Annotated in this window: 13 protein-coding genes; 11 read left to right on the top strand and 2 right to left on the bottom strand. The window is 37.8% G+C overall.

Annotated elements, in window-relative coordinates; all coding sequences use genetic code 11:
* Nucleotides 1-136: 136 nt before the first annotated feature.
* Both VB797_RS24025 and VB797_RS24020 read right to left on the bottom strand, forming a co-directional pair.
* Nucleotides 137-4,846, bottom strand: coding sequence for a choice-of-anchor I domain-containing protein (locus VB797_RS24025; protein ID WP_323240265.1), 4,710 nt, complete (start codon nt 4,844-4,846; stop codon nt 137-139).
* A 256-nt stretch (nt 4,847-5,102) separates the two neighbouring features.
* Nucleotides 5,103-8,405: an Ig-like domain-containing protein gene (locus VB797_RS24020; RefSeq protein ID WP_323240264.1), complete on the bottom strand. Its 3,303-nt coding sequence runs from the start codon at nt 8,403-8,405 to the stop codon at nt 5,103-5,105.
* A 1,992-nt stretch (nt 8,406-10,397) separates the two neighbouring features.
* Between VB797_RS24020 and VB797_RS24015 the strand changes: the two genes are divergently transcribed.
* From VB797_RS24015 to VB797_RS23965, 11 genes are all read left to right on the top strand, one after another.
* Nucleotides 10,398-12,650 (top strand): GumC family protein, encoded by a 2,253-nt coding sequence (locus VB797_RS24015; protein WP_416350926.1) that lies wholly within the window; start codon nt 10,398-10,400, stop codon nt 12,648-12,650.
* Nucleotides 12,650-13,585, top strand: coding sequence for a glycosyltransferase family 2 protein (locus VB797_RS24010; protein ID WP_323240262.1), 936 nt, complete (start codon nt 12,650-12,652; stop codon nt 13,583-13,585). The genes VB797_RS24015 and VB797_RS24010 overlap by 1 nt, the downstream gene beginning before the upstream one ends.
* A 19-nt stretch (nt 13,586-13,604) precedes the next feature.
* The gene (locus VB797_RS24005) at nt 13,605-14,942 is read left to right on the top strand and encodes a flippase (protein WP_323240261.1); all 1,338 of its coding nucleotides are present in this window, start codon (nt 13,605-13,607) and stop codon (nt 14,940-14,942) included.
* A gap of 126 nt (nt 14,943-15,068) precedes the next feature.
* On the top strand, nt 15,069-16,013 hold the full coding sequence (locus tag VB797_RS24000; RefSeq protein ID WP_323240260.1) for a glycosyltransferase family 2 protein: 945 nt from the start codon (nt 15,069-15,071) through the stop codon (nt 16,011-16,013).
* Between the two features lie 213 nt (nt 16,014-16,226).
* The gene (locus tag VB797_RS23995; RefSeq protein ID WP_323240259.1) at nt 16,227-17,468 is read left to right on the top strand and encodes an O-antigen ligase; all 1,242 of its coding nucleotides are present in this window, start codon (nt 16,227-16,229) and stop codon (nt 17,466-17,468) included.
* Between the two features lie 36 nt (nt 17,469-17,504).
* Nucleotides 17,505-18,776 carry a glycosyltransferase family 4 protein gene (locus tag VB797_RS23990; RefSeq protein ID WP_323240258.1) on the top strand — a complete coding sequence of 424 codons (1,272 nt, stop codon included), beginning with the start codon at nt 17,505-17,507 and terminating at the stop codon, nt 18,774-18,776.
* 69 nt (nt 18,777-18,845) lie between these two features.
* Nucleotides 18,846-20,120 carry a glycosyltransferase family 4 protein gene (locus VB797_RS23985; RefSeq protein ID WP_323240257.1) on the top strand — a complete coding sequence of 425 codons (1,275 nt, stop codon included), beginning with the start codon at nt 18,846-18,848 and terminating at the stop codon, nt 20,118-20,120.
* A gap of 34 nt (nt 20,121-20,154) precedes the next feature.
* Nucleotides 20,155-21,171 (top strand): hypothetical protein, encoded by a 1,017-nt coding sequence (locus VB797_RS23980; RefSeq protein WP_323240256.1) that lies wholly within the window; start codon nt 20,155-20,157, stop codon nt 21,169-21,171.
* A 55-nt stretch (nt 21,172-21,226) separates the two neighbouring features.
* Nucleotides 21,227-22,123, top strand: a complete 897-nt coding sequence (locus VB797_RS23975; RefSeq protein WP_323240255.1) for a glycosyltransferase family 2 protein — start codon at nt 21,227-21,229, stop codon at nt 22,121-22,123.
* A 51-nt stretch (nt 22,124-22,174) separates the two neighbouring features.
* Complete coding sequence (locus tag VB797_RS23970) at nt 22,175-23,323, top strand: glycosyltransferase (protein WP_323240254.1); 1,149 nt, start codon at nt 22,175-22,177, stop codon at nt 23,321-23,323.
* A 21-nt stretch (nt 23,324-23,344) separates the two neighbouring features.
* On the top strand, nt 23,345-24,169 hold the full coding sequence (locus VB797_RS23965) for a WecB/TagA/CpsF family glycosyltransferase (RefSeq protein WP_323240253.1): 825 nt from the start codon (nt 23,345-23,347) through the stop codon (nt 24,167-24,169).
* Nucleotides 24,170-24,180: the final 11 nt, after the last annotated feature.

The following is a 24,180-nucleotide window of genomic DNA, read 5'->3' as shown; positions in this document are numbered from 1 at the left end:
GTAGCAAGTGGCGTGGTGAGGTCTTATCTTATATTTAATTACGCCTATCTACTTAACTTGCTTTTAAAGAGATAGCTAATTCCTCAATATATTTCTCAAAAAATATGTGAGAAATAAGCTATATTCAAACCTTCAATTAAGCAATACTCTCAATCTTAATTACGATATCATTGAAGTCTTTGTCACCACCGTTGGCTAAGTCTTCAAAACCGAAAGTGTTATTACCGATAAATTTAATGTGGTCGAAGTTACCGTTATCGGTGTTAGCACCCAAGTATGGGAAGTAAACTTCAGCCGCACCGCTGATAGCTTCAGCTAATGTACCGTCAGCAATAATTACGGGAACCACTATGGAACCTGCGGTAAATTGAGCGCTTCCAGTTTGTGTATTGTCATCGCTGGTAGAGAATACAGGAGAAACGCGGTTGTTTAAAGCCGCTGTCACATAACCAGCTTCACCTACTTTTACACCGCCAACACTACCAGTAATATTATCAACTTTGTAGAAATAAACCTCATTGTTGAAATTAGCTTCTCTACTAATAGTAAAGTTTACTGTGGCTTGACCAGTTAAACCTGTTAGGTCAATGGATTCAACTGTAGTTCCATTAACATCAGTACCGATGATGATATTTTCTAGTACAGGTGGTTCTACTACAGGAGGCTCTACTACAGGAGGCTCTATTACAGGAGGCTCTATTACAGGAGGCTGTACGACAGGTGGTTCTACTACAGGAGGCTGTACTACAGGTGGTTCTACTACAGGTGGTTCTACAGGAGGCTGTACTACAGGTGGTTCTACAGGAGGCTGTACTACAGGTGGTTCCATTAAACCAGCTAATACAGTATCTGCACGGAAAGCAAGGTTTTGAATCCGCATATCTTCTGCGGGTGCAACGTCAGCAACTTTAAATGCTGTTTCTGGAGTATTAAAGTTAGCTAGGAGATACTCAGCAAATGCATCTTGTTCGGAACCGGAATTAGCAAAATTAGATTTACCTGGATCGAATTTTGCGGGATCAACTGCTGCGTCAATTTTACCGTTGAAGTTGAGGTCTTTATCGGTTTCACCAAGTAAATCAATTCGATTGGCAAAAGTGGGATTAGCTTTGATAAAGTCTGTGAAAGGATAACCATCACCATTATCATTAGCCAAGAAATTTAGAGTGACAATCCGAATTGCGCGGTTTGTATCTCCTACGACTTGACCGTTTTTGACCAAGGTTTCTTTTACAGTACCATCGTCGTTGAGGATCGCAGCGCTTTGAATGCGTTGTCCTGCGGGTTTGGTAGCGTCAAAGCTAAAGGAAACACCACCAATTTGGGGGAATTGACCGGGGGTAGCACCAGCTGCTGTTGCTGAGACACCATGTTCGAGAACTTGCTTTAACTGCTCTGCTGTAACGGTAAGGAGAGTTAAAGCGTTATTAAATGATAGTGCGTTTTGAGCATCTGGTTGAGAAATACCACCATCGGGTTTACCAGATAACTCGTTTCCTTCGGGAGGAAGTTTTTCCGATTCGGTAGCACCTGCGGGTGTGAAAATGCGACCGATACTATTGCGGATACCACCACCGTTTTTAATGGAAACAGCAACAGTTGAATCTAAACCTTTGACATAAGTGAGGTTTGCGTCAGCGGTTAAGTTACCCAAGTTGGTTTCTTGAGTCCGCACATCTTGTCTAGCTCCGTTGAGGAAGACATCGGTAATACCCAAGACATTCCCGTCTTGTTCCTGAATTACTGTCCGTAAAGCATCGGTAATCGCTTTAATTTCTGGGTCTACCAAATTTTCAGCGTTGAGCGCTGCAACTCCTGCGTCGTCAGTAGCGTAAGCACCGCTGACATCTGGGTTAATGCTTTGGGGAATAATTCTACCTTGAGCATCAAAATCAACTACTAAGCGACCGACATATTTATAATTACCATCGGTGTTAATGACAGCGACATCTTCCCCAGTAGCTGATTTTTTGAGGATTGGGTAAACACCTTGAGCGGTATCTCCATCTCGCAGACGGTCGGTTTCGTCTACCAAGCGAGTATTAGAACCACCAGCCATAATGATGTCTACGTTTTTGAGCAAACCAGCCAATTCTTGCTCAATGGCAATTTGCTGCATATGAGCAAGCAAGATGACTTTGTTGAGGTCGGGGTTAGCTGCAAGTAGCGCATCAACTGACTTTTGAATTTCCGCAGCTAAAGCATTGATATCGGTAGAGTCTGCGGGGAGAACACCAACGGTTCCAGGAGAAGAAATTCGATTTAAAGTAGGAGTTGTGGCACCGACTACACCAATTTTTTCACCGTTGACGGTAATTACGGTACTCTTGGCAATTTTACCAGGGATAGTGCTGGCTTCTTGACCATCCGCAGTTACTAAAGGAGCTAAGTCGGTGTTGTTGGTAAAGTTGAGATTAGAACTTAGATAAGGGAAATTGGCACCAGGATAATCACCATCGGGAGTAAGTACCGATGCAACGAATCCCGTACCCAAGTCAAATTCGTGATTTCCAAAAGCAATGGCTTGGAAACCAAGTTCATTTTGAATGACAATATCAGCCCGTCCCGCACCTGCTTTACCTAATAAAGGAGCTAAGGATGGGTCTGCTGCTGCGTTTAAGAATAAACCAGGAATATAAGCATCACCAGAGGAGAGTATGACGGTATTTTCATAGTCAACACTTCCATCGTTATCAGCATCTTGATTTTTCAACGCATTCAATACAGCACTAAAGCGGGGTGCATCATCGAGCGCGGGAATACCGGCTTCTTGGTCGGCTGCATGGAGTAGTTGTAAGGTGAAAGTATCTGAATCATTAGTATCGGGAATATTCGCGTTATAGATACTTAATGTTTCGCTTACTTCGTTGGTAACAGCTAATAAAGAGTTGCCATTTGCGCTATCTTGTGCATCGATGAAAGTCAAACCTTCTGGGCTTAAATCACCTTCGTTGTTGATGTACTGTACGAAACTAGCTGCGGTAGGATTGCTTACATCAAACACCATTACACCGCCGGTTCTTTCCAAACCAACGTAAGCATAGGTTTTATTACCAACTTGACCAATGGTTACACCTTCGGGTTCGGCTCCTTTGTCGTCGCTGCGGCTGTCAAAACTGTCCGCATCACCTTGGGAGTTGAATTTTTCGCGAACTAGTTGAGATGTCAGTTTACCGATTAAATCGCCGCTGTCGTAAACTAATTCACCACTGCTGTTAAAGATGGAAAAGGAACGAGCGCCGTAAGCGTAGAGTTCTTCAAATTCGGGGTCGTTATCAGTATTGCCAAGGGTGGTGGTGATATTTAAACGACCGAGATTTTCATCTTCTTTTAAAGTTGCTGCGTCAGGGAAAGCGGTGGGGTCGAGAATTATTTCATCATCACCAACTCGTGCTTCTTCATTGAAATCAGCACCTTCTTCAATCTCGCTACCATCAACTTCAATATCCCCATCGGGACGAATGCGTGCATCCCCTTCGTTTGCGGTGATGTAGTAGGTTTCGCCGTTAGCTTCATAACTGGCGATCGCATCCGGTTGGTACATCCCGAATAGATTGGGGTAGTTAGCGAAGTTTATGCCGTCGTCTCTATTACTAGCATCAAGTTGTACGGTACTACCCATAATTTGACCGCGAATTTCGCCCATTGGAAATTCTTCGGTATGGATGTTGAAGTACAAATTCACATCTTCGTCTGTGTTTGCAGCTTGCAAATCGGCAACGAAATTACTTAAGCTTGTACTGGCTGCGGTATCTGTAGTTTCCCAAACCCCAGAAATTGTAGTTGTACCGTTAGCGTTGATAGTAATAGTGCGATCGTCGGTATCTTGTGCGGGTCCGAAAATACCAAAGACAACCAGACCACCTGCTCCCCGTGCGGCATTGTGGAAGTGTATCCCGGTTACATCATCACCTGTATCGGCAGTTTGAGCTGCTCCACCTGCTAATGTCCCAAAATCCAAACCGGAAACGGTCATGGTATAATTTAGGGCATTTCCCGCTTGATTGAGTTGCAGTAAAGCGTTTCCTGTAGCTGTAGAAGTATTAGGTGTAACTTCCTGAGAACCATCAAATGTTGCTTTGAATGGTTTCAATGTCGGATTAGCACCGCTCCAGTCTTTGTATCCTAAAGGCAAAATACTTGTAACTTTACTACTGGCAATGTCAACAACAGCGAAAGCGTTATTTTCTTGCAAGGTAACGAAAGCAGTTGTTCCATCAGGAGATACAGCAATGTATTCTGGTTCAAAATCTTCGGCTGCTGTAGATGGAGTACCATCAGATTTTTCACCGAAAATTCTAACTCCTTTTGTTCTTAAGTCTGCTTCTTGACCGTTAAATGCTTTAAAATCGGCAGTGGTGACGGTAGGAGTAGCACGATTAGAAACATCAATAATGCTAACCGAACCTTCTGGGTCAACGGTAAATCTATCGTTGGGTTCACCTTCATTAGCAACTAATACCTTGCTACCGTCGGGGGTGAAGGTAAGCATATCAGGTAAAGCGCCTACAGTTACCTGAGATAAGAAAGAACTGTCAGAAGCGTTGAAGAAAACGACTTTACCGGGGTCAGTTGGAGTTTCAGCAGAAACAGCCACAGCAACAACGCCATTTTTGACGGCAACACTCTGAACTCCCGCACCGTAGCTAGAAAGGTCAATTTGGTTAATTACTACGGGTTTACTTGGGTCAGCAATATCAACAACTTGCAGAATAGGAGAACCTTCAACAATGCTATTTACATTATTTGCTCCTGCTTCTCCAGTCACAAAAATACGCTTAGTTCCAGAATCGTAAGCGGAAATTTCTGCACCTTCTAATTTAATAGTTCCGGCTAAATTCAGCATATTTTGGTTGCTCTATTGATTTTGATTATTTGTTGACAATTTTCTAATTAATCACGAAGGCTAGCTCTTTGGGTAGTTTCCGCAAAATAAGAGTTTGTATGTAATATATCAAACTCTTGTGTTTTTCAATACGGTATCACCAACTCACGTACAAACCAAGGATTACAAATTACCTTAAAGTCGAAAATTGTTATCTTCATCCTGTAGAATGATTTTTCCTTAGTTTTGGCTCTACAGGCAGAAATAATCTTGACAATTACACTCTAAAGTTATCTAACTGAATTACGATATCGTTAAAATCTCGATCGCCACCGTTGGGTAAATCCTCGAAACCGAAGGTGTTGTTATCAAGCAATTTGATGTGATCGAAGTTACCGTTATCGCTGTTTGCACCCAAGTACGGAAAGTAAACTTCTGCTACACCGCTCAATGCTTCAGATAAAGTCCCATCAGCAATAATTACAGGAACAACAATAGAACCTGCATCAAATTGAACGGTTCCTGTTTCTGTATTATCATCACTGGTAGAGAATGCGGGAGACACCAGATTATCTAAAGCAGCTTTTAGATAACCATCAGCATCAGGTGCTAAACCATCAACCGTACCAGTAATATCATCAACTGCGTAGAAGTAAACTTGGTTATCAAAATCAGCTTCTCTACTAATTTTGAAATCCACAGTTACTTGACTAGCGAAATTACGTAAGTCAATTGACTCGATTGTAGTTCCGTTAACATTCTCGCTAAGAATTTTCGCTTCCGGTTGTGGTTTTATTTGTTGTGGGATAGACAAACTTGCAACTAACGGATCGTGGTCGCTAGCTTTTTGAGAAGTATCGGCAAATTCAGAATTTACGTGTACTATATCAAACTCAGCATTCCCTACTAAGTTATCACTAACCAAAATATGATCCAAGGATTGTGAGTTACCTTGAAAGTTAAAGCTGTAACGTTCGTCTTCTGGTAAAGTCTCTGTCAAATTTGTCAAGCTTTGCGCCAAAGTTTTTACGGGAGAGACAAATTCAAATTCGTTCAAGTCACCCACTACAACAACATTTGCGTTTGCATCTGCTGCTAAAATTCCATCAACATAACCTTTAACTGCTTGCGCTTGTGCTTGACGTTCATCAAGGCTTCCATTAACACTGACTTCTTCTTGACGGGCTTCAAAAGGCTGCTGTTCACCTAAAATCGGAGCGCTACCACCTTTAGATGAGAAGTGATTGTTAACAACGGTAACTTCCTCACCGTTGAAAGTAAATTTAGCGACTAATGGTAAGCGACTACCATCAAAAGCATCGTCTTGAATTGTTTCAACCGAACCATCTACTAAGTCTACGCGGTCGGGATTGTAGAGGAAAGCAGTGCGAATATTACCACCAGGTTGACCGCCGCTAGTATTATTACCGATGAAAGTGTTATCGATAAAACTGTATGTCGGACCACCTGCTGCTTTAATTTCATCAACTAGCTTTTGTAAAGTTTCGCTAGCGGATGTTACATTATCATTAATTTCAGCCCCAGTATTATCTTGAATTTCCTGTAAACCAATGATGTCAGGAGTTTTTAAATTATTGACGATTTGAGAAGCGATTTTAGTAAAACGCCCATTTCCTTCATCATCGTCTACATCCCTATTATTATTAGGGTTATTAGTCTTAGCAGGGTCTTCAACTTTGGGATCGAGATTCAAAACGTTGTAGCTAGCAACTGTCAGCTTATCTGCATTACCCATCAAGTTGGTGGTTTCTTGCTGGATAGTTGCAGGAACTATATTTGGGGTAAAATCCTGAGTTGGGTAAATCTCGAAGTTACCGAAACCGTAACCAACAACTCCGGTTACATCTCCCAACTTTGCACCAACATTTACTTGGGGAATAGTAAACCCTGGCAAAATTCCTGAATCTTGATTGATTTGAACTCTTTCGGGGTTAAAATCATCGGGGCTGATATTTAAAGTACCGCGATCGCTTAAACCTGTCGCACCCGTACCGTTATCTACAACCGTGAAAATTTCCCCAAAGCGATTGGTAGGAGCAACAGCTACTGCATCTTTCGCTGTCACCAACATTCCTTCTAACGACTCAAAGAAATCAATCCCATCGGTATCGGGATCAAAATTACCTTTACCAGCAATAGTACCGAAAGCATCATCATCAATATTTTCGGTAGGAGGAATTCTACCACCGCTACCAATAATTGTTGCTGCGGGAAGTGGATTACCGCTAGATTGTATGGTTATGGTAGGACTACTAATTTGAGTTGTGGAAAGGTTCCCAGTACTTTTTCCACCAGGGAAAAATTCGCTAACTGTACCGCTAACTTGTAGTGCATCACCAACTGTAACCGTAGGAGCAGAGCGAGTAAAAACAAAGATAGCATCGGAAGTAGCATTGTTTCCGTCTCCTGTTGCATCTTGGAGATAGAAACCATTGGTATCTACTGCGGTAACTATACCTGTAGTAGTAACTTCACTTCCTGAAATAGTAAATGTGTCTGCTGGTAAATTATCAAAATCTACCGAAACAAATGGTGAAGTGTGAGCAGCACCTTGGATATCGTAGATTTCAGTAATTGAATCTTCCGTACCAGTAGTAAAGTTCCAAGTACTGTTACCCGAAATCCCTGCGAAGTTGTTACCTGCTGCATCTTTAATCGCTCCCGCATCAATTTCTACATAAAAACCAGTTGAAGCTGCGAGGTTATTTGTAGGATTAATAGTTACAGTATCGCCGCTAATGGTAATTGCTGTGGAAGTTGCAACATTAAAGGCTTCGACTACAGAATTATCAGAGCTATTCTTGATAACGATATTACCCGTACCCTTTTGGACGCTTTCGTTGAATTTGATTGTTAAATCGGCATCAATTACAGCATTGGTTGCGTCGTCTGCTGGGGTTAAAGGTGTTGTCGCATTCAATTCTGGAGGGGTGGTATCGTTATTGTTAGAACCACCGATAGTGAAAGAACTAGTTGGTATGGTTAGCACATCATTAGAACCCGTCCAGTTTACTGGGTTACTAACTGCTGCAAGAATTTCTTCTCTAGTTCCACTAGTCACAGACATATTATAAACAGAATTGTCCCATTCAGTACCAGAACCTTGTCCCACTGCTACAGCAGAAGTACCATTTACTAACCCATTTGGTAGAGCAGAATCATTAGAAGTACTAGCAGTAGTTTGAAATTGAGTGCTATTTGTTTGTACTGCGTATATAAAAGTTGGATTTGTGGATGCTCCTTGGAAAGCAATAACTTGATCGCCACTGGTAGACAAATTGAATCCATTAGTACCAACACCAGCATCATTATCGGCTGCAAAATTTACCGCATCATTAACAAAATTAATTACTGTTCCAGCAGATAAGTTTGTTGTAGCAGTATATTTAAAAGCTCCTTCACTAGCTCTAAACGCATTACTATCCGTCCAGCCACTGTCAGTAAATCTAATTTCGGTACCCGTTTCAATATCTACTAGTAAAACGAAACTAAAGTTATCAGGATTATCAGTATTTATGCCAATAATCGCAATATCGCCCGCAGATAGTGTTGTAGCCATAAGTAATTTGTTTTGTCGTGTGAAATAGCTAAGTTATTAGATGTATATGTTGATCGAATTTTCCGAATCGCCCAAGTAAATTGACTCAGTTGATAATCGTAACTCAAACTATCTAAGAAACATTTTCCCGACTTCTAAGAAAACTCTCTCGTAGCAAAAAGATTACTCAAATCTATTTAATTTTTTCTCGCTAGTAGTATCTCAGAATTAATCCTAATAGGTATCTACCTTTAGGTTAAAAATACAGTTAATTACAGTATTTACCCGCATAAAATAAAGTGTTATTGGTAACGCAATTTACATTTTCACTGATTCAGTATAGTTAATCAAAGCCTTGCTTATCACAAGTCCACCCCTTACGATTCCAGTTGTCTGAGCTATAGTATTTGTTCGCTGGTTAAGCGTTTTAAACATTTACTCTTACTTCAAAGTCTCCGATAAAAGTTTTTTGTGGATCAACAAGTCAACAAATGTAAACATTGATACTCTACCTAAAGTATAAGAATATCCGATTAAGAAAAGATTCTTTTCAGATTAATGTTTGTTTAAGGAAAAATTCAATTAAATGTAATTACTAACAATTAAATATAAATAATTTTAAGATACAGTTTGATAAGCAACGAAGAGCTTATAAGTAAACACATATTTTGTAGTTGATTACAATATTTCTATGTAAGTCCTAATTGAATGAAATAAAAACACGTAGGGTGCATTATCGCGGAGCGTAACGCATCTTTCAAGGTAAAACTAATATTTCAATTTATTTCGACTATTAAACAAGCTTTTTGTTGCTGGTTGTCTATCCAAATGAATAATTTTAGATAATCGATAAACCAAGTTTTTAGTTATATAGAAATCTGGTTTCTTTTTTTTTAATTAAATTATATTTTAAGGGACTTACAAATTAAAAAATATCCAATCTTCCACTACTAGTGTGAGCCGGAAAGCTCGCTATATATCTCAAGCGAGCATCAGCGCAACGTGCTGATATGCGGATAAACTTTATAAAAATAAAACGTGATACTATAGTGCGGAGTGGTCATTAAAGGTACCCATTAGGGTTACGTAACTATAAACAAAAGCCACCTCAAGGACTGTAATTATCATTCCAATAGAGTAAATTATATTACACAGGTAATTTAAATTAGACTAAACCAATAAACTCAAAGTTCCTATATAACAAGCTATTCATTGAATATATTTTTTTGAAGGTAGAAAATATAGTATATATTATTGCAACATAAAGCTCCGTGCAAATGTATATAAAATTTAAATGAAGTTATTTGACTTAAGTCTATTTACGTATTTTGGATGTTATGCTACTGATTGTGAAATGCCAACGTTAGGTAAAAAATACCAGATAACTTATAAAAAATAAATGATGGGAACGTATTTTGTTTGTTGTAATGATTAAGTCGATTAAAGCGACTTGCCTACTTTTATTTTTTATGCCATCTACCAAGTTTGTGAAAGTTTTATTACAGTTTTCGGTAATGTAACTTATTCGGGAATCTGCTAGTCTAAAAAGTGACAAAGATTAATTGGTTACAGCATCTACATCTTCATGCATCCGGATCGGGGTTTGTACCTTCTGGCAGTTATTTATCAATTCTATCTACCAATTCTCTCTAGTAAAAAACTTTAATTTTCGATTTTAGAGTTGGACTGAGACATTTTTCAGGACTTAAGCAATTGTCACAAGACTGAGGGAACGGTGCGTGACACATAAACCTTATTATTGCGTTAGAAATCAAGCGAAGTGTCACAGCACCCTACGACCAAAATATGCCAGTTGCGTGAGTCCTAATTTTTTTGTCATGCAGTCTTTCTAAAGTCTACTTTGACTTGAGTTAAGTTAACTATATTATTTCAATCGTAAATGTCGATTTGAATGGACGTGCCTTGATTGCATTGTACATCTGAAACGGCTGATTCTGTGCTGTCAATTGTATCAATTTTGAACATTACTATAGATGTTTTGTAGCTATGACAATGGAAATAGGCAATATTGAAAAAATTGAAGAAATAGATATTCAAAAATATTTCCAGGTTATCAAGCGTCGCTGGTTGCCTGCTTTAGGTGTTTGTGCGTTGACGGTAACGGCAGCATCACTGTATTCACTTTCACGTAAACCTACCTATAAAGCAGAAGGAAGTGTAATGATTAAAAGTAATCGTACTTCTTCTTTGACTGGATTATCGGAAGATATAGGACGCTTGGAAGCTTTAACTCAAAATAATAATCCTTTAGATACTCAAGCACGTATTGTTACTTCAAATCCCGTACTTCAAGAAACAATTAGCGCACTGAATCTTAGGGATGAAGAAGGTGAACTTTTACCGATTTCTACTTTAGCTGGTGGACTGTATGTTGAAGGAATTAAAGGTAGTGATGTTTTATTAATTTCCTATAGCGACCCGAACCCTGAAAAAGCAGCCAAAATTGTCAATACAGTTATCGATAAATATATCCAACAAAATATTAAAGCTAACCAAGGAGAAGCACAAACCGCAGGCAGATTTCTGATGGAACAACTGCCGAAAGCAGAATCATCGGTGAAAAAAGCCGAATTACAACTGCGGAATTTCAAAGAAAAGAATCAGATTATTGTCTTACAAGCAGAAGCTGATGCAGCAGTCGGGACAATTAATCAGTTAGAACAACAAATAGCTCAAAATCAAGCTCAATTAGCGAATGTAACTGCACGTTTAGCAGCTTTACGCTCTCAAGCTCAGGTAGAACCGCAACAAGCAGTTATCTCCGCACAGTTAAGTCAAACACCAGGGATACAAAAAGTACTTACTCAGCTACAGGAAGCAGAAAGTCAGTTAGCGTTAGAAAAGACTCGTTTTCAACCGGGACACCCCACTGTAGTTAATTTAGAAGAAAAAGTAGCGGCTTTAAAAAGTCTGCTTAACGAAAGAACAACCCAAATCACGGGTACCCAAGAGCAATTTCAGCAGGGAAATTTGCAACTGGGAGAACTGCGACAAGGTTTGATTGCAGAGATTACTCGCGTAGAAGCAGAACGTGTTGGTTTGGAACAGCAAATTATTTCGCTTTCTAACAAATATTCTGTCTATAAACAGCGAGCTAATTACCTACCACAATTAGAACAAATCCAGCGTGAACTAGAACGCAGACTCAAAGCTGCACAATCAACTTACGAAACGCTGTTAACGAAAATCCAGGAAATTAATGTTTCAGAAAATCAAAAGATTCCGAATGCAAGGGTTATCTCGGCAGCTTTAATACCTGACGTACCCCAAGGACCGCGTAAAATTCTGTTTATTGTGGGTGGAGGTGCTGCTGGTGTGTTATTAGGTTTAATGACAGCTTTTGGTTTAGATTTGATAGACCGCTCGGTTAAAACAGTCAAGGAAGCTAGAGCAGTCCTGAAATATACATTGCTCGGAGTTATTCCCGCAGTTGGTAAACATAGCAAACATAATTCTTCCGTCGCTGGAATAAACAGACCCATTCCGCAAATTATCGGTAGAGATATTCCGGAATTTCCTGTAGGGAATGCTTATCAAATATTACAAGCTAATTTAAAATTCCTCTGTTCCGATACTCAGTTAAAAAGTATTGTGGTCACGAGTTCTGTTAGTAAGGAAGGAAAATCGGAAGTTGCAGCAAATTTAGCTGTTGCAATGGCTAGTACGGGAAGACGGATATTGCTCGTGGATGCAGATATGCGCCATCCCATTCAGCATCATACCTGGGGACTGACGAATGCAGTGGGTCTAAGTAATGTCATCATCGATCGCCTAAATATTAATGCCGCAGTCCAAGAGGTCTTACCTAATTTAGATGTTCTTTGTTCTGGTGTTGTACCTCCCAATCCCATTGCTTTGCTTGATTCTCAGCGCATGGCAATGTTGATAGATAATTTTACGCAAAATTATGATTTCGTCATTTTTGATACTCCAGCGGTCGTGGGAACGGCAGATGCAGCAATATTGAGCGACTTGACGGATGGTATTTTACTGGTTGTTCGTCCTGGTGTTGTCGATTTGGATAGTGCAAATGCAGCCAAGGAATATCTAACTCAGTCGAATCAGAAGGTTTTGGGAATAGTTATTAATGGTTTAAATGTCAAGAACGAACCTAATAGCTATTTATATTACACCAAGGAAGCTATAGAGTCGGTGACAAGTCCGAATGAATTTTCCCCAATCCAACAAACTATGTTCAAGAAGATTCAAAAAAACGAACTCTCTGAATCGAAAGGAGAAAAGTAATGAAAACAACTTGTCTAATTAATAATTATAATTACGCTAATTTTCTCCCAGATGCTGTTAACAGTGCGATAAATCAAAGCGTGAAGTTTGATGAAATTATTATAGTTGATGACGCATCTACAGATAATTCAGCGGAAGTGATTACTAAATATGACGGAGAAGCAAATGTTAAATATATATTGAAAGAGAAAAATCAAGGACAATTATCTTCATTTAATGAAGGCTTTTTGGCGGCAAATGGAGATATTATCTTTTTTCTCGATGCTGATGATATGTACGAACATCAATATTTAGAGAATGCGCTAAATTTTTATCGACGCTATCGGGAGTGCGATTTTCTCTTTTGTGGATATAAAAAATTTGGCGTAGCAGAAGGGGTATTTCAAGAATATGAATACGATGTAGATTTGGGTTATTCGGTAATCAAAACCTTTTGTCTTGGTGAATGGATTGGCTCTATTACATCTACATTATCGATGCGTAGAGAAATTGCAAATAAAATTTTACCAATTCCATATACCGATGATTGGCGGGTTAGATCTGATGATTGTCTGGTGTGGGGAGCTTCTTTAGTAGGAGCCAAAAAGTTTTATATGTCTCAATCTTTGGTTAGGTATAGAATACACAACAATAATAATTTTCACAATGATAAATCTTTAGATATAGATATTAGTGCTGAATATAAAAGGATGTTTAAGCGATCGGCAATTATGAATTACATCATGCAAAAAAATAGCTTAGCTTTACCGTTATTTTTAGCTTATACATCCGTTAATGAGTTAAAAACCATTCCTTGTCCGAAATTTAGCGATTTCACTTTGTATTTGAAAATTATCTTTCTCTTCGAGCCAAATTTATATTGGAAGTTGAAAGGAATAATTTTATTATTTATGCATTTTGTCAAAGTATTCATGAGTGGAAAATTAAAATACTGAAGCCGATTACTTATTCCCTATGCTCAGAAAATTAAAGATTAGAAATCTATCACAAAATCTATCACAACTTAAATCTCATTCTAAATTAAGAGCAATTGCCAGTAATACAGGATGGTTATTTGGCGATCGCATTTTGCGGATGGGTGGAGGTTTGTTCGTCGGAGTATGGGTAGCACGTTATTTAGGGACTGAGCAATACGGTCTGTTTAATTATGCTTCGGCTTTTGTCAGTTTATTTACCCCAGTTTTTACCTTGGGTCTAGATGATGTAGTAGTGCGTCATCTTGTCCGAGAATCGTCAGATAAATCGGAAATTTTAGGGACTACTTTTGGCTTAAAACTAATCGGTGGAATTGTTTCGGTTCTGTTAGTAATTTTCAGCATATTCTTATTGCAAGAATATAAAGCAACTACAATTTGGCTGGTGACAATATTAGCCATGACCGGAATTTTTCGTTCTGCTGATACTGTTGAATTGTGGTTTCAATCCCAGGTGCAGTCGAAATACAGCGTGATTGCCAAAAATATCACGTATCTAATAAGTATGTTGCTAAGAGTAGCGCTAATTTTAATTAAAGCACCATTACTCGCATTTGCTTGGGTCGCATTAGCAGAAATTATCATGAGTGCAGTTGCTTTAATCGCTATTTATCAAGTTAGAGGATTTTCAAAATTATGGAATTGGAAATGGAGTTTTGCAACTGCGAAAAAGCTACTTAAAGAAAGCTTTCCGTTAATTTTTTCAGGATTTGCGATTCTGATTTTTATGAAAATTGACCAGATAATGTTGGGTCAAATGAAGGGAGATACTGAAGTTGGGATTTATTCTGCTGCTGTACGTGTATCCGAACTATGGTATTTTATCCCCACCACAATTGTTTCTTCGGTTGCTCCAGCAATTTATGCAGCAAAAGAGAAATCTGAAGATCATTATTATAAACGGATTGGACAATTACTGCGCTTACTGACATATATCTCCTTAGCAATTTCTATTCCTATGACATTCCTTTCAAAAGACATCGTTTTGCTGATGTTTGGTAGTGGATATATAGAAGCTGGGTCTATATTAGCGGTGCATATTTGGGCTTCATTATTCGTATTTATGGGTGTAGCAACATCACCTTGGTTCATAGCTGAAGGATTAAATCATGTATCTTTAGGTAAAACTTTATTAGGAGCAATTCTTAATGTCATACTCAACTTTTTACTAATACCTGAATATGCTGGACTTGGGGCTGCGATCGCAACTATTGCATCTCAAGCTGTAGCAGCTTTTCTAAGCAATGCTGTCGATATAAGAACGCGGAAACTATTTCAGATTCAATTAGAGTCTTTTTTGCCTTTCTATAAATATTAATTATTAATAAACGACATTAATAATTTCATTATCATTTGCAGCCTAAAACATATTATTTGTATCTCATACACTCGAATATTTCACGAAATAAGACTAATATTCATTCAGATTTTGGATAACATAATCATGAGCAAGCAGCTAGAAACACCAATTACTTTTATTATATTTAAACGTCCGCATACCACTGCAAAGGTTTTTGAACTTATTCGTCAAGTCAAACCCAAAAAGCTGTTTGTGATTGCCGACGGACCTCGACACGACCGTGAAGGTGAAGCCGAAAAATGTGCTGCTACACGAGAAATTATCGAACAAGTTGATTGGAACTGCGAAGTTATAAAAAACTACTCTGAGGTTAATTTAGGTTGTGCAAAACGAGTTTCTAGCGGTTTAGATTGGGTATTTAGTAACGTAGAAGAAACAATTATTTTAGAAGATGATTGTATTCCAAATATTACATTTTTTCAGTTTTGCGAAGAATTATTAGAAAAATATCGATACGACAATAGAATTACTTCAATAGCGGCTCAAAATGCCCAATTGGGACAAAAGCGTACCGATTATAGCTACTACTTTTCATCTTACAGCCACTGTTGGGGATGGGCAAGCTGGAGACGTGCTTGGCAACATTACGATTTGCAGATCAAATTGTGGCAAGAAATCAAAGAATCTAATATTTTAAATAACATTTTATTTGATTCTAAAGCGGTGAGTTATTGGGAAAGTGTATTTGATTCTATTTACGATAATCCTACGGGTATCACTTGGGATTACCAATGGACATTTGCTTGCTGGATGCAGGGTGGATTGAACATTATTCCTAACGTTAATTTAGTTAAAAATGTTGGTCTTGGTGCAGATTCCACAAATTTTAATTCCTCTCAAGACTATTCATTTATTAATCTTCCCACAGAAACAATGGAATTTCCTTTGCAGCATCCACCTTATATAGTAAGGAACTTACAAGCAGATAAATTTATTCAAAATACCGTATATGGTGCAACTCGATTAGATATTTTTAAACAGAAATTGAAGAAAATGCTTCAAGATAAAAAGTTAATTATGCATTCGTAAATATGGGCAATAGGTAATGAGTAATGAGTAATAGGTAATGGGTAATTGGTAATGGGTAATTTGTAATAGAAATAGGACTTACGGAAGCCCCCCTTACCAAGGGGGGTTGGGGGGATCAAAATTTTCTGGGACACTATATTTTCCGTTGTTGTTGCGTAATTCCTAAGAAAATAAATTAGTTTTAAAAAAGTCTATGAGATAGGAGGTATAAAATTGAAAATTGAACGACTTGAAAAACTTGCCACATTAATACTAATACTAATTACTGTAGGTGCCTTCGCAATCAAACCCGCAATAGAAATTTCATCAAGTCCGCTTGGAGGTGCATCTGTAGATACATTATTAAATGCTTTATCATATTTAATCTTATCTATTTTAATTGCCAACTATTGGAAAGGATTTATTTATGTTAGTAGTAAAGGTGTGTTTCAGTTAATACTATTAATACTAATTTTATTTTCTGTTTTATGGTCGGCAGATATGGCTTCGAGCTTAACTTATGTAAGAGGTATAGTGAGAATTTATTTGCTGGCTGTTTATTTAGCAATGCGCTACACCTTCAAAGAACAAATTAGATTTATTGCTTTTGCACTAGGAACATCAACAGTTTTATCAATGATTTTTCCCTTAATCCCAAGTTTTGGCGGAATTCATACAGCACCAGAATTAGCTGGGATGTGGAGTGGAATTTTTGGTCATAAAAATGAATTAGGATACATGATGGCTTGGAGTGCGGGAGTTTTCTTGCATTTAGCTTTAAGTGAATCCAAATTTCGCTGGCTGAGATTAACTATATTTGCTATAGCTATTTGTTTAATTATTTTATCTCGTTCTACAACTTCTTTAATGATTGTGTTAGCAATGATATCTCTTTTACCTTTATATAAACTTAGTACAAATAATAACTATAAATTACAAATTATTGCAATTAGTTTTGTTTTAATGTTGTTAGTTAGCGGTTCGATATTAATCGCAGGGAATGCAGAAACTTTAGTTGGCACGTCGGGGAAAGACCTGACTTTTAGCGGACGTACTGATTTATGGCAACCTGTTTTAAACAAGGTTCTAGAAAGACCTTTATTTGGCTATGGATATGCTGGATTTTGGAATAGCCCATTTGCTTCTAATCTTAGATTGACCTACGAATGGGCAAGTAACTCTCACAATGGCTTTTTGGAAATACTACTAGATATGGGAATTGGCGGTTTCGTAATATTTGCGATTGGATTTATGCGCTTCTTTGCTATGGCACTTTATCGAGTTGTATTAGTTGCAAAAAAACCGGAAGATTATTTACCAATGCAAATGCTTGTTATTATTATTATCGTTAATATTTCTGAGGCTAGATTGTTAACTCCTAGCTGGAATTGGTTTATGTATTTAACAACTTCTTTAACTTTAACAATGGAATATCACAGAGTTAGAAGGAAATCATTTAGTCTAGCACAAGTTTAATTGTAATTAATTCATCAAAGAGATCGACATAAATCAATGAAAATTTTACATTTAAGTACTCAGGATACTAACGGTGGTGCGGCTCGCGCTGCATATCGACTACACAAAGGATTACAAGATATAGGACAAGATTCTCAAATGTTGGTGCAGGAAAAATCAAGTAGCGATAAAACAGTAATTGCGCCAAAAATCCGCTTATTTCAAGGTATTGCTAAAACAAAACTCACCTTTGAAACTTTACCTTTGAAACTTTACAAAAATAGAAGTAAAGGTACATTTTTCAGTCAATGGTTGCCAGATCGAGTTGTTCCCCAAGTAGCGCAAACTAACCCAGATATTATTAATTTGCATTGGATTAGTGGAGGCTTTATGCAAATAGAATCTATTGCGAAGCTCAAGCAGCCTTTAGTGTGGACGCTTCATGATATGTGGGTATTTACTGGAGGTTGTCACGTCGCTAGAGATTGTCAACGCTACACCCAAACTTGTGGTGCTTGTCCTCAACTTAATAGCAGTCGCGAACGCGATTTATCTCGCTGGGTACACAACCGCAAAACCAAAGCTTTAGGTAACTTAAATTTAACTTTGATTGCTCCGAGTAATTGGATAGCTGAATGTGCCAGGTCTAGTTCATTATTTAAAAATTCGCGAGTAGAAGTAATTCCGCATGGATTGAATACTCAAATATATCGACCCATTAAACAAAATGTAGCTCGTGAAATTCTTAATTTACCTCAAGATAAAAAACTAATTTTATTCGGAGCAATAGAGGCAACCAGCGATAAAAATAAAGGTTTTCATTTATTACAGCCAACGTTGCAAAAATTAAGTCAATCTGGATGGTCAGATAATACCGAGGTGATAATATTTGGCGCTTCTCAACCCGATAATCCACCCGAATTAGGATTCAAAACTCACTATTTAGGACATTTATATGATGATACATCATTAGCTGCCGTTTATTCTGCTGCGGATGTCATGCTCGTACCATCTTTACAAGAATCTTTCGGACAAACTGCTTCCGAATCTTTAGCTTGTGGTACTCCAGTCGTAGCATTTAACGCAACTGGTTTAAAAGATATAGTTGACCATCAACAGTGTGGTTATTTAGCCAAACCCTATGATGTAGATGATTTTGCTCAAGGAATTATTTGGGTTTTAGAAAATACCCAAAGACACGAAAAACTATCCTTTTATGCAAGAGAGAAAGCCGAACGAGAATTCACGTTGGAATTACAAGCAGGTCGTTATTTAGCTTTATATCAAGAAATTATTATGAAGGGTAGAAAATCTCAATTATGTAGATGAATCAAATATTCAATGTTTAAGTATTTAGACAAACTAAAAAATATTAGTAAACCAACATCAATAACTACTATGAAAGTTCTAATTTGCGCTTATGCTTGTATGCCGAATAGAGGTAGAGAAGAAGGATTTGGCTGGAACAATGCCATACAAATCGCTCAATTGGGACATGAAGTTTGGGTGATAAATTTGAATACGGCTGAATGCTTAGAACATCCACTATCTAAAATTCCAAATTTGCATTTCGTTCATGTTGCTTATCCGATTTTAAAGCACGTACCAGAAGGTCGTTATAAATATCTACATTTTTTGCGATACTTTGCATGGAAAGTAAAAGCCGAACAAATTGCACTGCAATTAGATAAAGAACATAATTTTGATATTATCCATCATTTGACTATTGCGAGTTTACAAGGAGGTCCATCATTTACTAATCTTAAGAAGCCATTAGTTTTTGGTCCAGTTGGTGGTGGACAAACAGCTCCAAAAAATTTCAAACGATATTTTTTTGGAAGTTGGTTTGATGAAACTTTACGTTCTTTCGTTAACTGCAAGTTAATAGCACTTAACCCCTTGTTGCATAAAGCTCTAAAAAGATGCGATTTGGTACTAGCAACAAATCAAGAAACTGTTCAACTTTCTCAAAAAATGACCGCGAAAAATGTTGAACTTTTCTTAGATAGTGGTTTACCTCCTGAATATTTTGCCGTTGAACCTCCAAAAAGATTAGAATCTCCAGAATTACGATTACTTTGGCTGAGCCGAATTGAACCTAGAAAAGGGCTATTTTTGGCTTTAGAAGCACTTTCAAAAGTCAATTCTGCAATACCTTTTAAGCTCACGATAATTGGTGACGGTTCTCTAGACTCATATGTACCTCAGTGGATAGAACAGTTTAATTTAGAAACAAAAGTAAATTATTGCGGTAGTCTTCCTTGGACAGAAGTGCAAGATGCATATCTGAACAATGATGTGTTTCTGTTTACAAGTTTGCGCGATTCTTATGGCTCTGTATTACTTGAAGCAATGTCTCAAGCATTGCCAATAATTACTTTAAACCATCATGGAGCAAGAGATTTTGTCCCAAATAAGGGTGCAATAAAAGTTTCCGTCACTAATCCCGATCAAACAGTTAATGCTCTAGCTCAAGCTGTTGAATATATGTACAAAAATCCTCAGAAACGCTTAGAAATGGGTAGAGCTAGCTACGAGTTTGCCAAACAGCAATCTTGGAAAAACAAAGCAATTACAATAACTCAATACTATGAGAAAATTTTGCAAAATTATTCTGGAACAGAAACTGTGCTTACACCATTAATTGTCACGAAAGTCTCTAAGTCTGTTTGAAAACAATTCTTTAATGTATAAGGAGTAAAATCAAATGTCAGTTCCATTAGCCTTTATAATTTGTACCGAACCGGGTCGTTTAGAACCCCAATCATTAATGCTCGCAGAAAGTATTCGTAAATTTTGCGGCAATTTAAAAGATACACCCATATATAGTTTTCATCCCAGAACAGGTACACCAATTGCTATTGAAACCCAAAGAGCATTTCAACAATTAGGAGTAATTCACCAGCAATTACCGATCAACGAAGAATTTCACGAATACTACTTAGCAAATAAGCCCTTAACCTGTGCCTATGCAGAACAGAATATAGATGCCGAAACTCTCGTTTTTCTTGATAGCGACAAGTGCTTTTTCGCAGAACCAACAGAATTTTTGCTCCCCGCAGATTGTAACGTGCGGATGCGTCCCGAATATGGTCAAGGTATCGGTTCTACAGGTAGCAATGACCCTCATGAATGGTATTGGCAAAAGCTTTACGAAGTTCTCGGAGTCAATAATGAAGTATTTGTTAATGCTCCAATTGGCAATAAAAAGATGAGAGCTTATTGGAATTCCGGTTTAGTTGCAGTTAGAAGAAATGCCGGTATTTTTACATCCTGGAAGAAAAACTTTGAGAAGGTAATGCGTCTAGATATTGCTCCTCCCCAAGGTATTTACTTTGTCGAACAGTCAGTTTTATCCGTGACTTTATGCGCTTTATCAGAAAAGGTATCGCATTTTTCCGATAATTATAGTTATCCACTACCTTTACACAATCGGTTAGCAAAACAATGGCGTTTAAATAAGTGGGATGATTTAATTTCGATGCATTATTTTAATTTGTTCTATTATCATGACTGGAATCAACAAATCAAAAAACTGAAGAATTTTAATCTGGATTCCGATAAATATGAATGGCTATGTCAACGAGTCATGGCTCATCAAATGCCGCGTACTTCTGTATTACACAGACATATGTTGACGGTAAGAAAGTTTGAGAAAAAGTTGAATAATTTTAATTTGAATATTAACTTAAGCGGCTGGATAGAAAAAGTCGCGAATCTTTAAACTTACTCCATAAATTAACGATATCTTTCACGATTACTTCATAGTAAAATCACCAATGAAAAGTAACATAAGTAAAGCACAAATAGCGGTCATCATGACCTGTTTTAACCGACGCAATACAACCCTTGATTGTCTGCGTGCGTTACAGCAGCAAACAGTTGATTTCGACATTTACTTAACAGATGATGGCAGTTCTGACGGTACCACAAATGCAATCTCAGCAGAATTTCCGCAAGTAACAATCCTCCAAGGAAACGGTAATTTATTCTGGGTGGGAGGAATGCGTTTAGCATTCGCAGCAGCAATTAAAAATTCCTACGATTATTATCTGTGGTTGAATGACGATACTTTTCTAGAAACTGACACCTTGGATAGGTTATTAAAGATTCAATTTGATTTGACCGAACAAGAACATCAAAACTCAATTGTGGTGGGTACTACTCAAGACCCAATTTCCGCAAAACCCACCTATGGAGGAGCAGTTAAATCTAAAAAATGGTATTCCAATAAATTTGAATTTTTAGAACCAACTCAAGTTACACAGCAATGTGATGCAATGTTTGGTAACTGCGTATTAATCCCCCATAGTGTAGTTGCAAAAGTTGGCAATATTGATGCAGCATTTGTTCATAGTTTGGGAGACTTAGATTATGGTCTCAGAGCGCGTAATCATGGTTGCTCGATTTGGATTGCACCTGGATATGTTGGGACTTGCAGTAAAAACTCTATCCGTAATAGTTGGGCTGACACTAATTTACCACTGCAACAACGCTTGCGAAAAATATTACAAATAAAAGGATTTCCTCTCAAACCTTGGACTACATTTTGCTCGCGTCATTCCGGACCATTTTGGTTAATCTACTGGCTATTACCTTATATTCGCGCCATTATCGGCTATAAAAATTTGGCTGCATCTCCAACATTTGCTGAAGAAATACCACAACAAAACTGAACTTTTTAATTTAATTTCCAATTCCCCATTCCTTACTCCCTACTATCTATTATGGGTAAACGCTTATTAATTGTTTCTAATCTGGATTCCAGCGAGCCTTTTGGTGCTTTTACAAGACCTTTTTATCTCGGACAATATTTGGTTGAACATTTCGATGTTTGTCAACTGGGATTAGATTGTTCATCTGTTGATTACGCTCAAGCTGTTTCTGTTGGTTCTAGAAGTCTTAAATCATATATTAAAGCAGTACAAAAGTGTATTGATGAGTTTCGTCCAGATATTATTTATGCTCAAGAAACACGTCCAAGTATCGCTGCATTAATTGCTCTGAAATCAAAAAAATCTCAAACCTCCCTTGTATTAGATTTTCATACTTTGTCTGCTTATGAATATTGGAGCCGTTTATCTTCAGTAGATAATTGGTTCCAAGAGTTCAAACAATGTATTAAAACCTATATTGCTCAAGGAATTCTCATCTTTTCCGGTCATCCCATTATTGCTGCTGGAGAATCTACCCCTAAGTTAATTTCTCAATGGTATGGTAAGACTCCCCGACAAATTTGCTGTGTAGGGAATGGAGTTACTGAAGATTTATTAAATAGTCATTCTCTAAATGATACAGACCCTTATCAAGAATTACGACCCGCTAAAATTGTAGTTGTTGTGGCACCAAAAACCTATGGATTCCCAACTAATGATATGTCGGTATCTATGACCATTGATATTGCCAAACAGCTAGAAAATTCCCCACAAAAAATACATTTTGTTGTGATTGGTCGGAATCGAGATGATATTAAAGAGGCACTACCATCTAATATTTCATTCACAGGATTCTTACCCAGTAGAAATGATTTTGTTACTCATATTAAATATGCAGATATTACTTTATTACCATTTTCTAAACAAGCAGTAGCAGGAGGAGCGCGTAATAAAGCCCTTGATTATTTCGCAAGTGAAAAACTAGTAATTTCTACACCTGAAGGATTGCGCGGTTTAGAAGAATTTCAGCATCTCCAACATCTTTTAGTCACAAGTTACTCTACCGAAGATATTGCTCAAAAAATATTAGATGTTGCTTTAAACGAAACCAAATATCAACCTCTTGCTCAGGCTGCACACAGCTTAATTAAAGAGAAGTATTCCTGGAATGCCAGAGCGCAATCTATTGCAAATGTTTTGTTGTCCGCAACTAATTCTTAAAGTAATTATTAATTTAAATCTATGAAACGTTCCCCATTAAAATTTCTCGGCATTGAAGTAGATGCGTTAAATATTCCTCAATTGAATGGTCTAATTGCAAAGTCTATTCAACAGCAAAAAAAATGGATTATTGCCAATCATAATTTGCATAGTCTGTATATCTACCATCATGACTCCGCGATGCGTGCATTTTATGACAAGGCAGATTATATCCATGTTGATGGTATGCCATTAGTATTGATTGGCAAAATGCGGGGTTATTCCATCGAGCGGGAACATCGAGTTACCTATGCTGACTGGGTATGGTCTTTGATGGAACAAGCTGCTAGTAAAGGTTGGCGGATATTTTATCTCGGTTCTAAACCCGGAGTTGCTCAACAAGGAGCAGATATTTTACGCGAAAAATACCCTGGTTTAAAGATTGCTTGCGCTCACGGTTATATTGACGTGGACAGAGATAGTACAGAGAATCAAGCTGTTATCAATGCAATTAATGCTTTTCAACCTCACGTTTTAATGGTAGGAATGAGTATGCCGCGTCAAGAGCGTTGGATTATCGATAATCTCGAACATCTGCAAACCAATGCAATTCTACCTAGCGGTGCCTGTATGGACTATGTTGCAGGTGTGGTTCCTACTCCTCCCCGGTGGATGGGAAGAATGGGTTTGGAATGGTCTTATCGTCTGTTTAGCGAACCGAAAAGACTGTGGAAGCGTTATTTAGTTCAACCCTGGTTTGTCGGTAAATTATTAATTCAAGAATATCGAGGTATTCAATTGAGTCCAATACACCGAAAACCTACCCCTGGCACCCCTCTCCTTGCTAAGCAGAGGGGAAGGGGGTGAGTATAATTCGT

The organism is Rivularia sp. UHCC 0363 (assembly GCF_034931125.1).
Classification (GTDB): Bacteria; Cyanobacteriota; Cyanobacteriia; order Cyanobacteriales; family Nostocaceae; genus Rivularia.
The sequence above is the reverse complement of the archived record's forward strand: the minus strand, read 5'-3'. Positions and strand labels throughout refer to the sequence as shown.

Bases quoted from the DNA above. Each gene is read 5' to 3' on its own strand.
- VB797_RS24025 (WP_323240265.1), bottom strand. From the start codon at position 4,846: ATGCTGAATTTAGCCGGAACTATTAAATTAGAAGGTGCAGAAATTTCC.
- VB797_RS24020 (WP_323240264.1), bottom strand. From the start codon at position 8,405: ATGGCTACAACACTATCTGCGGGCGATATTGCGATTATTGGCATAAAT.
- VB797_RS24015 (WP_416350926.1), top strand. From the start codon at position 10,398: ATGGAAATAGGCAATATTGAAAAAATTGAAGAAATAGATATTCAAAAA.
- VB797_RS24010 (WP_323240262.1), top strand. From the start codon at position 12,650: ATGAAAACAACTTGTCTAATTAATAATTATAATTACGCTAATTTTCTC.
- VB797_RS24005 (WP_323240261.1), top strand. From the start codon at position 13,605: ATGCTCAGAAAATTAAAGATTAGAAATCTATCACAAAATCTATCACAA.
- VB797_RS24000 (WP_323240260.1), top strand. From the start codon at position 15,069: ATGAGCAAGCAGCTAGAAACACCAATTACTTTTATTATATTTAAACGT.
- VB797_RS23990 (WP_323240258.1), top strand. From the start codon at position 17,505: ATGAAAATTTTACATTTAAGTACTCAGGATACTAACGGTGGTGCGGCT.
- VB797_RS23985 (WP_323240257.1), top strand. From the start codon at position 18,846: ATGAAAGTTCTAATTTGCGCTTATGCTTGTATGCCGAATAGAGGTAGA.
- VB797_RS23980 (WP_323240256.1), top strand. From the start codon at position 20,155: ATGTCAGTTCCATTAGCCTTTATAATTTGTACCGAACCGGGTCGTTTA.
- VB797_RS23975 (WP_323240255.1), top strand. From the start codon at position 21,227: ATGAAAAGTAACATAAGTAAAGCACAAATAGCGGTCATCATGACCTGT.
- VB797_RS23970 (WP_323240254.1), top strand. From the start codon at position 22,175: ATGGGTAAACGCTTATTAATTGTTTCTAATCTGGATTCCAGCGAGCCT.
- VB797_RS23965 (WP_323240253.1), top strand. From the start codon at position 23,345: ATGAAACGTTCCCCATTAAAATTTCTCGGCATTGAAGTAGATGCGTTA.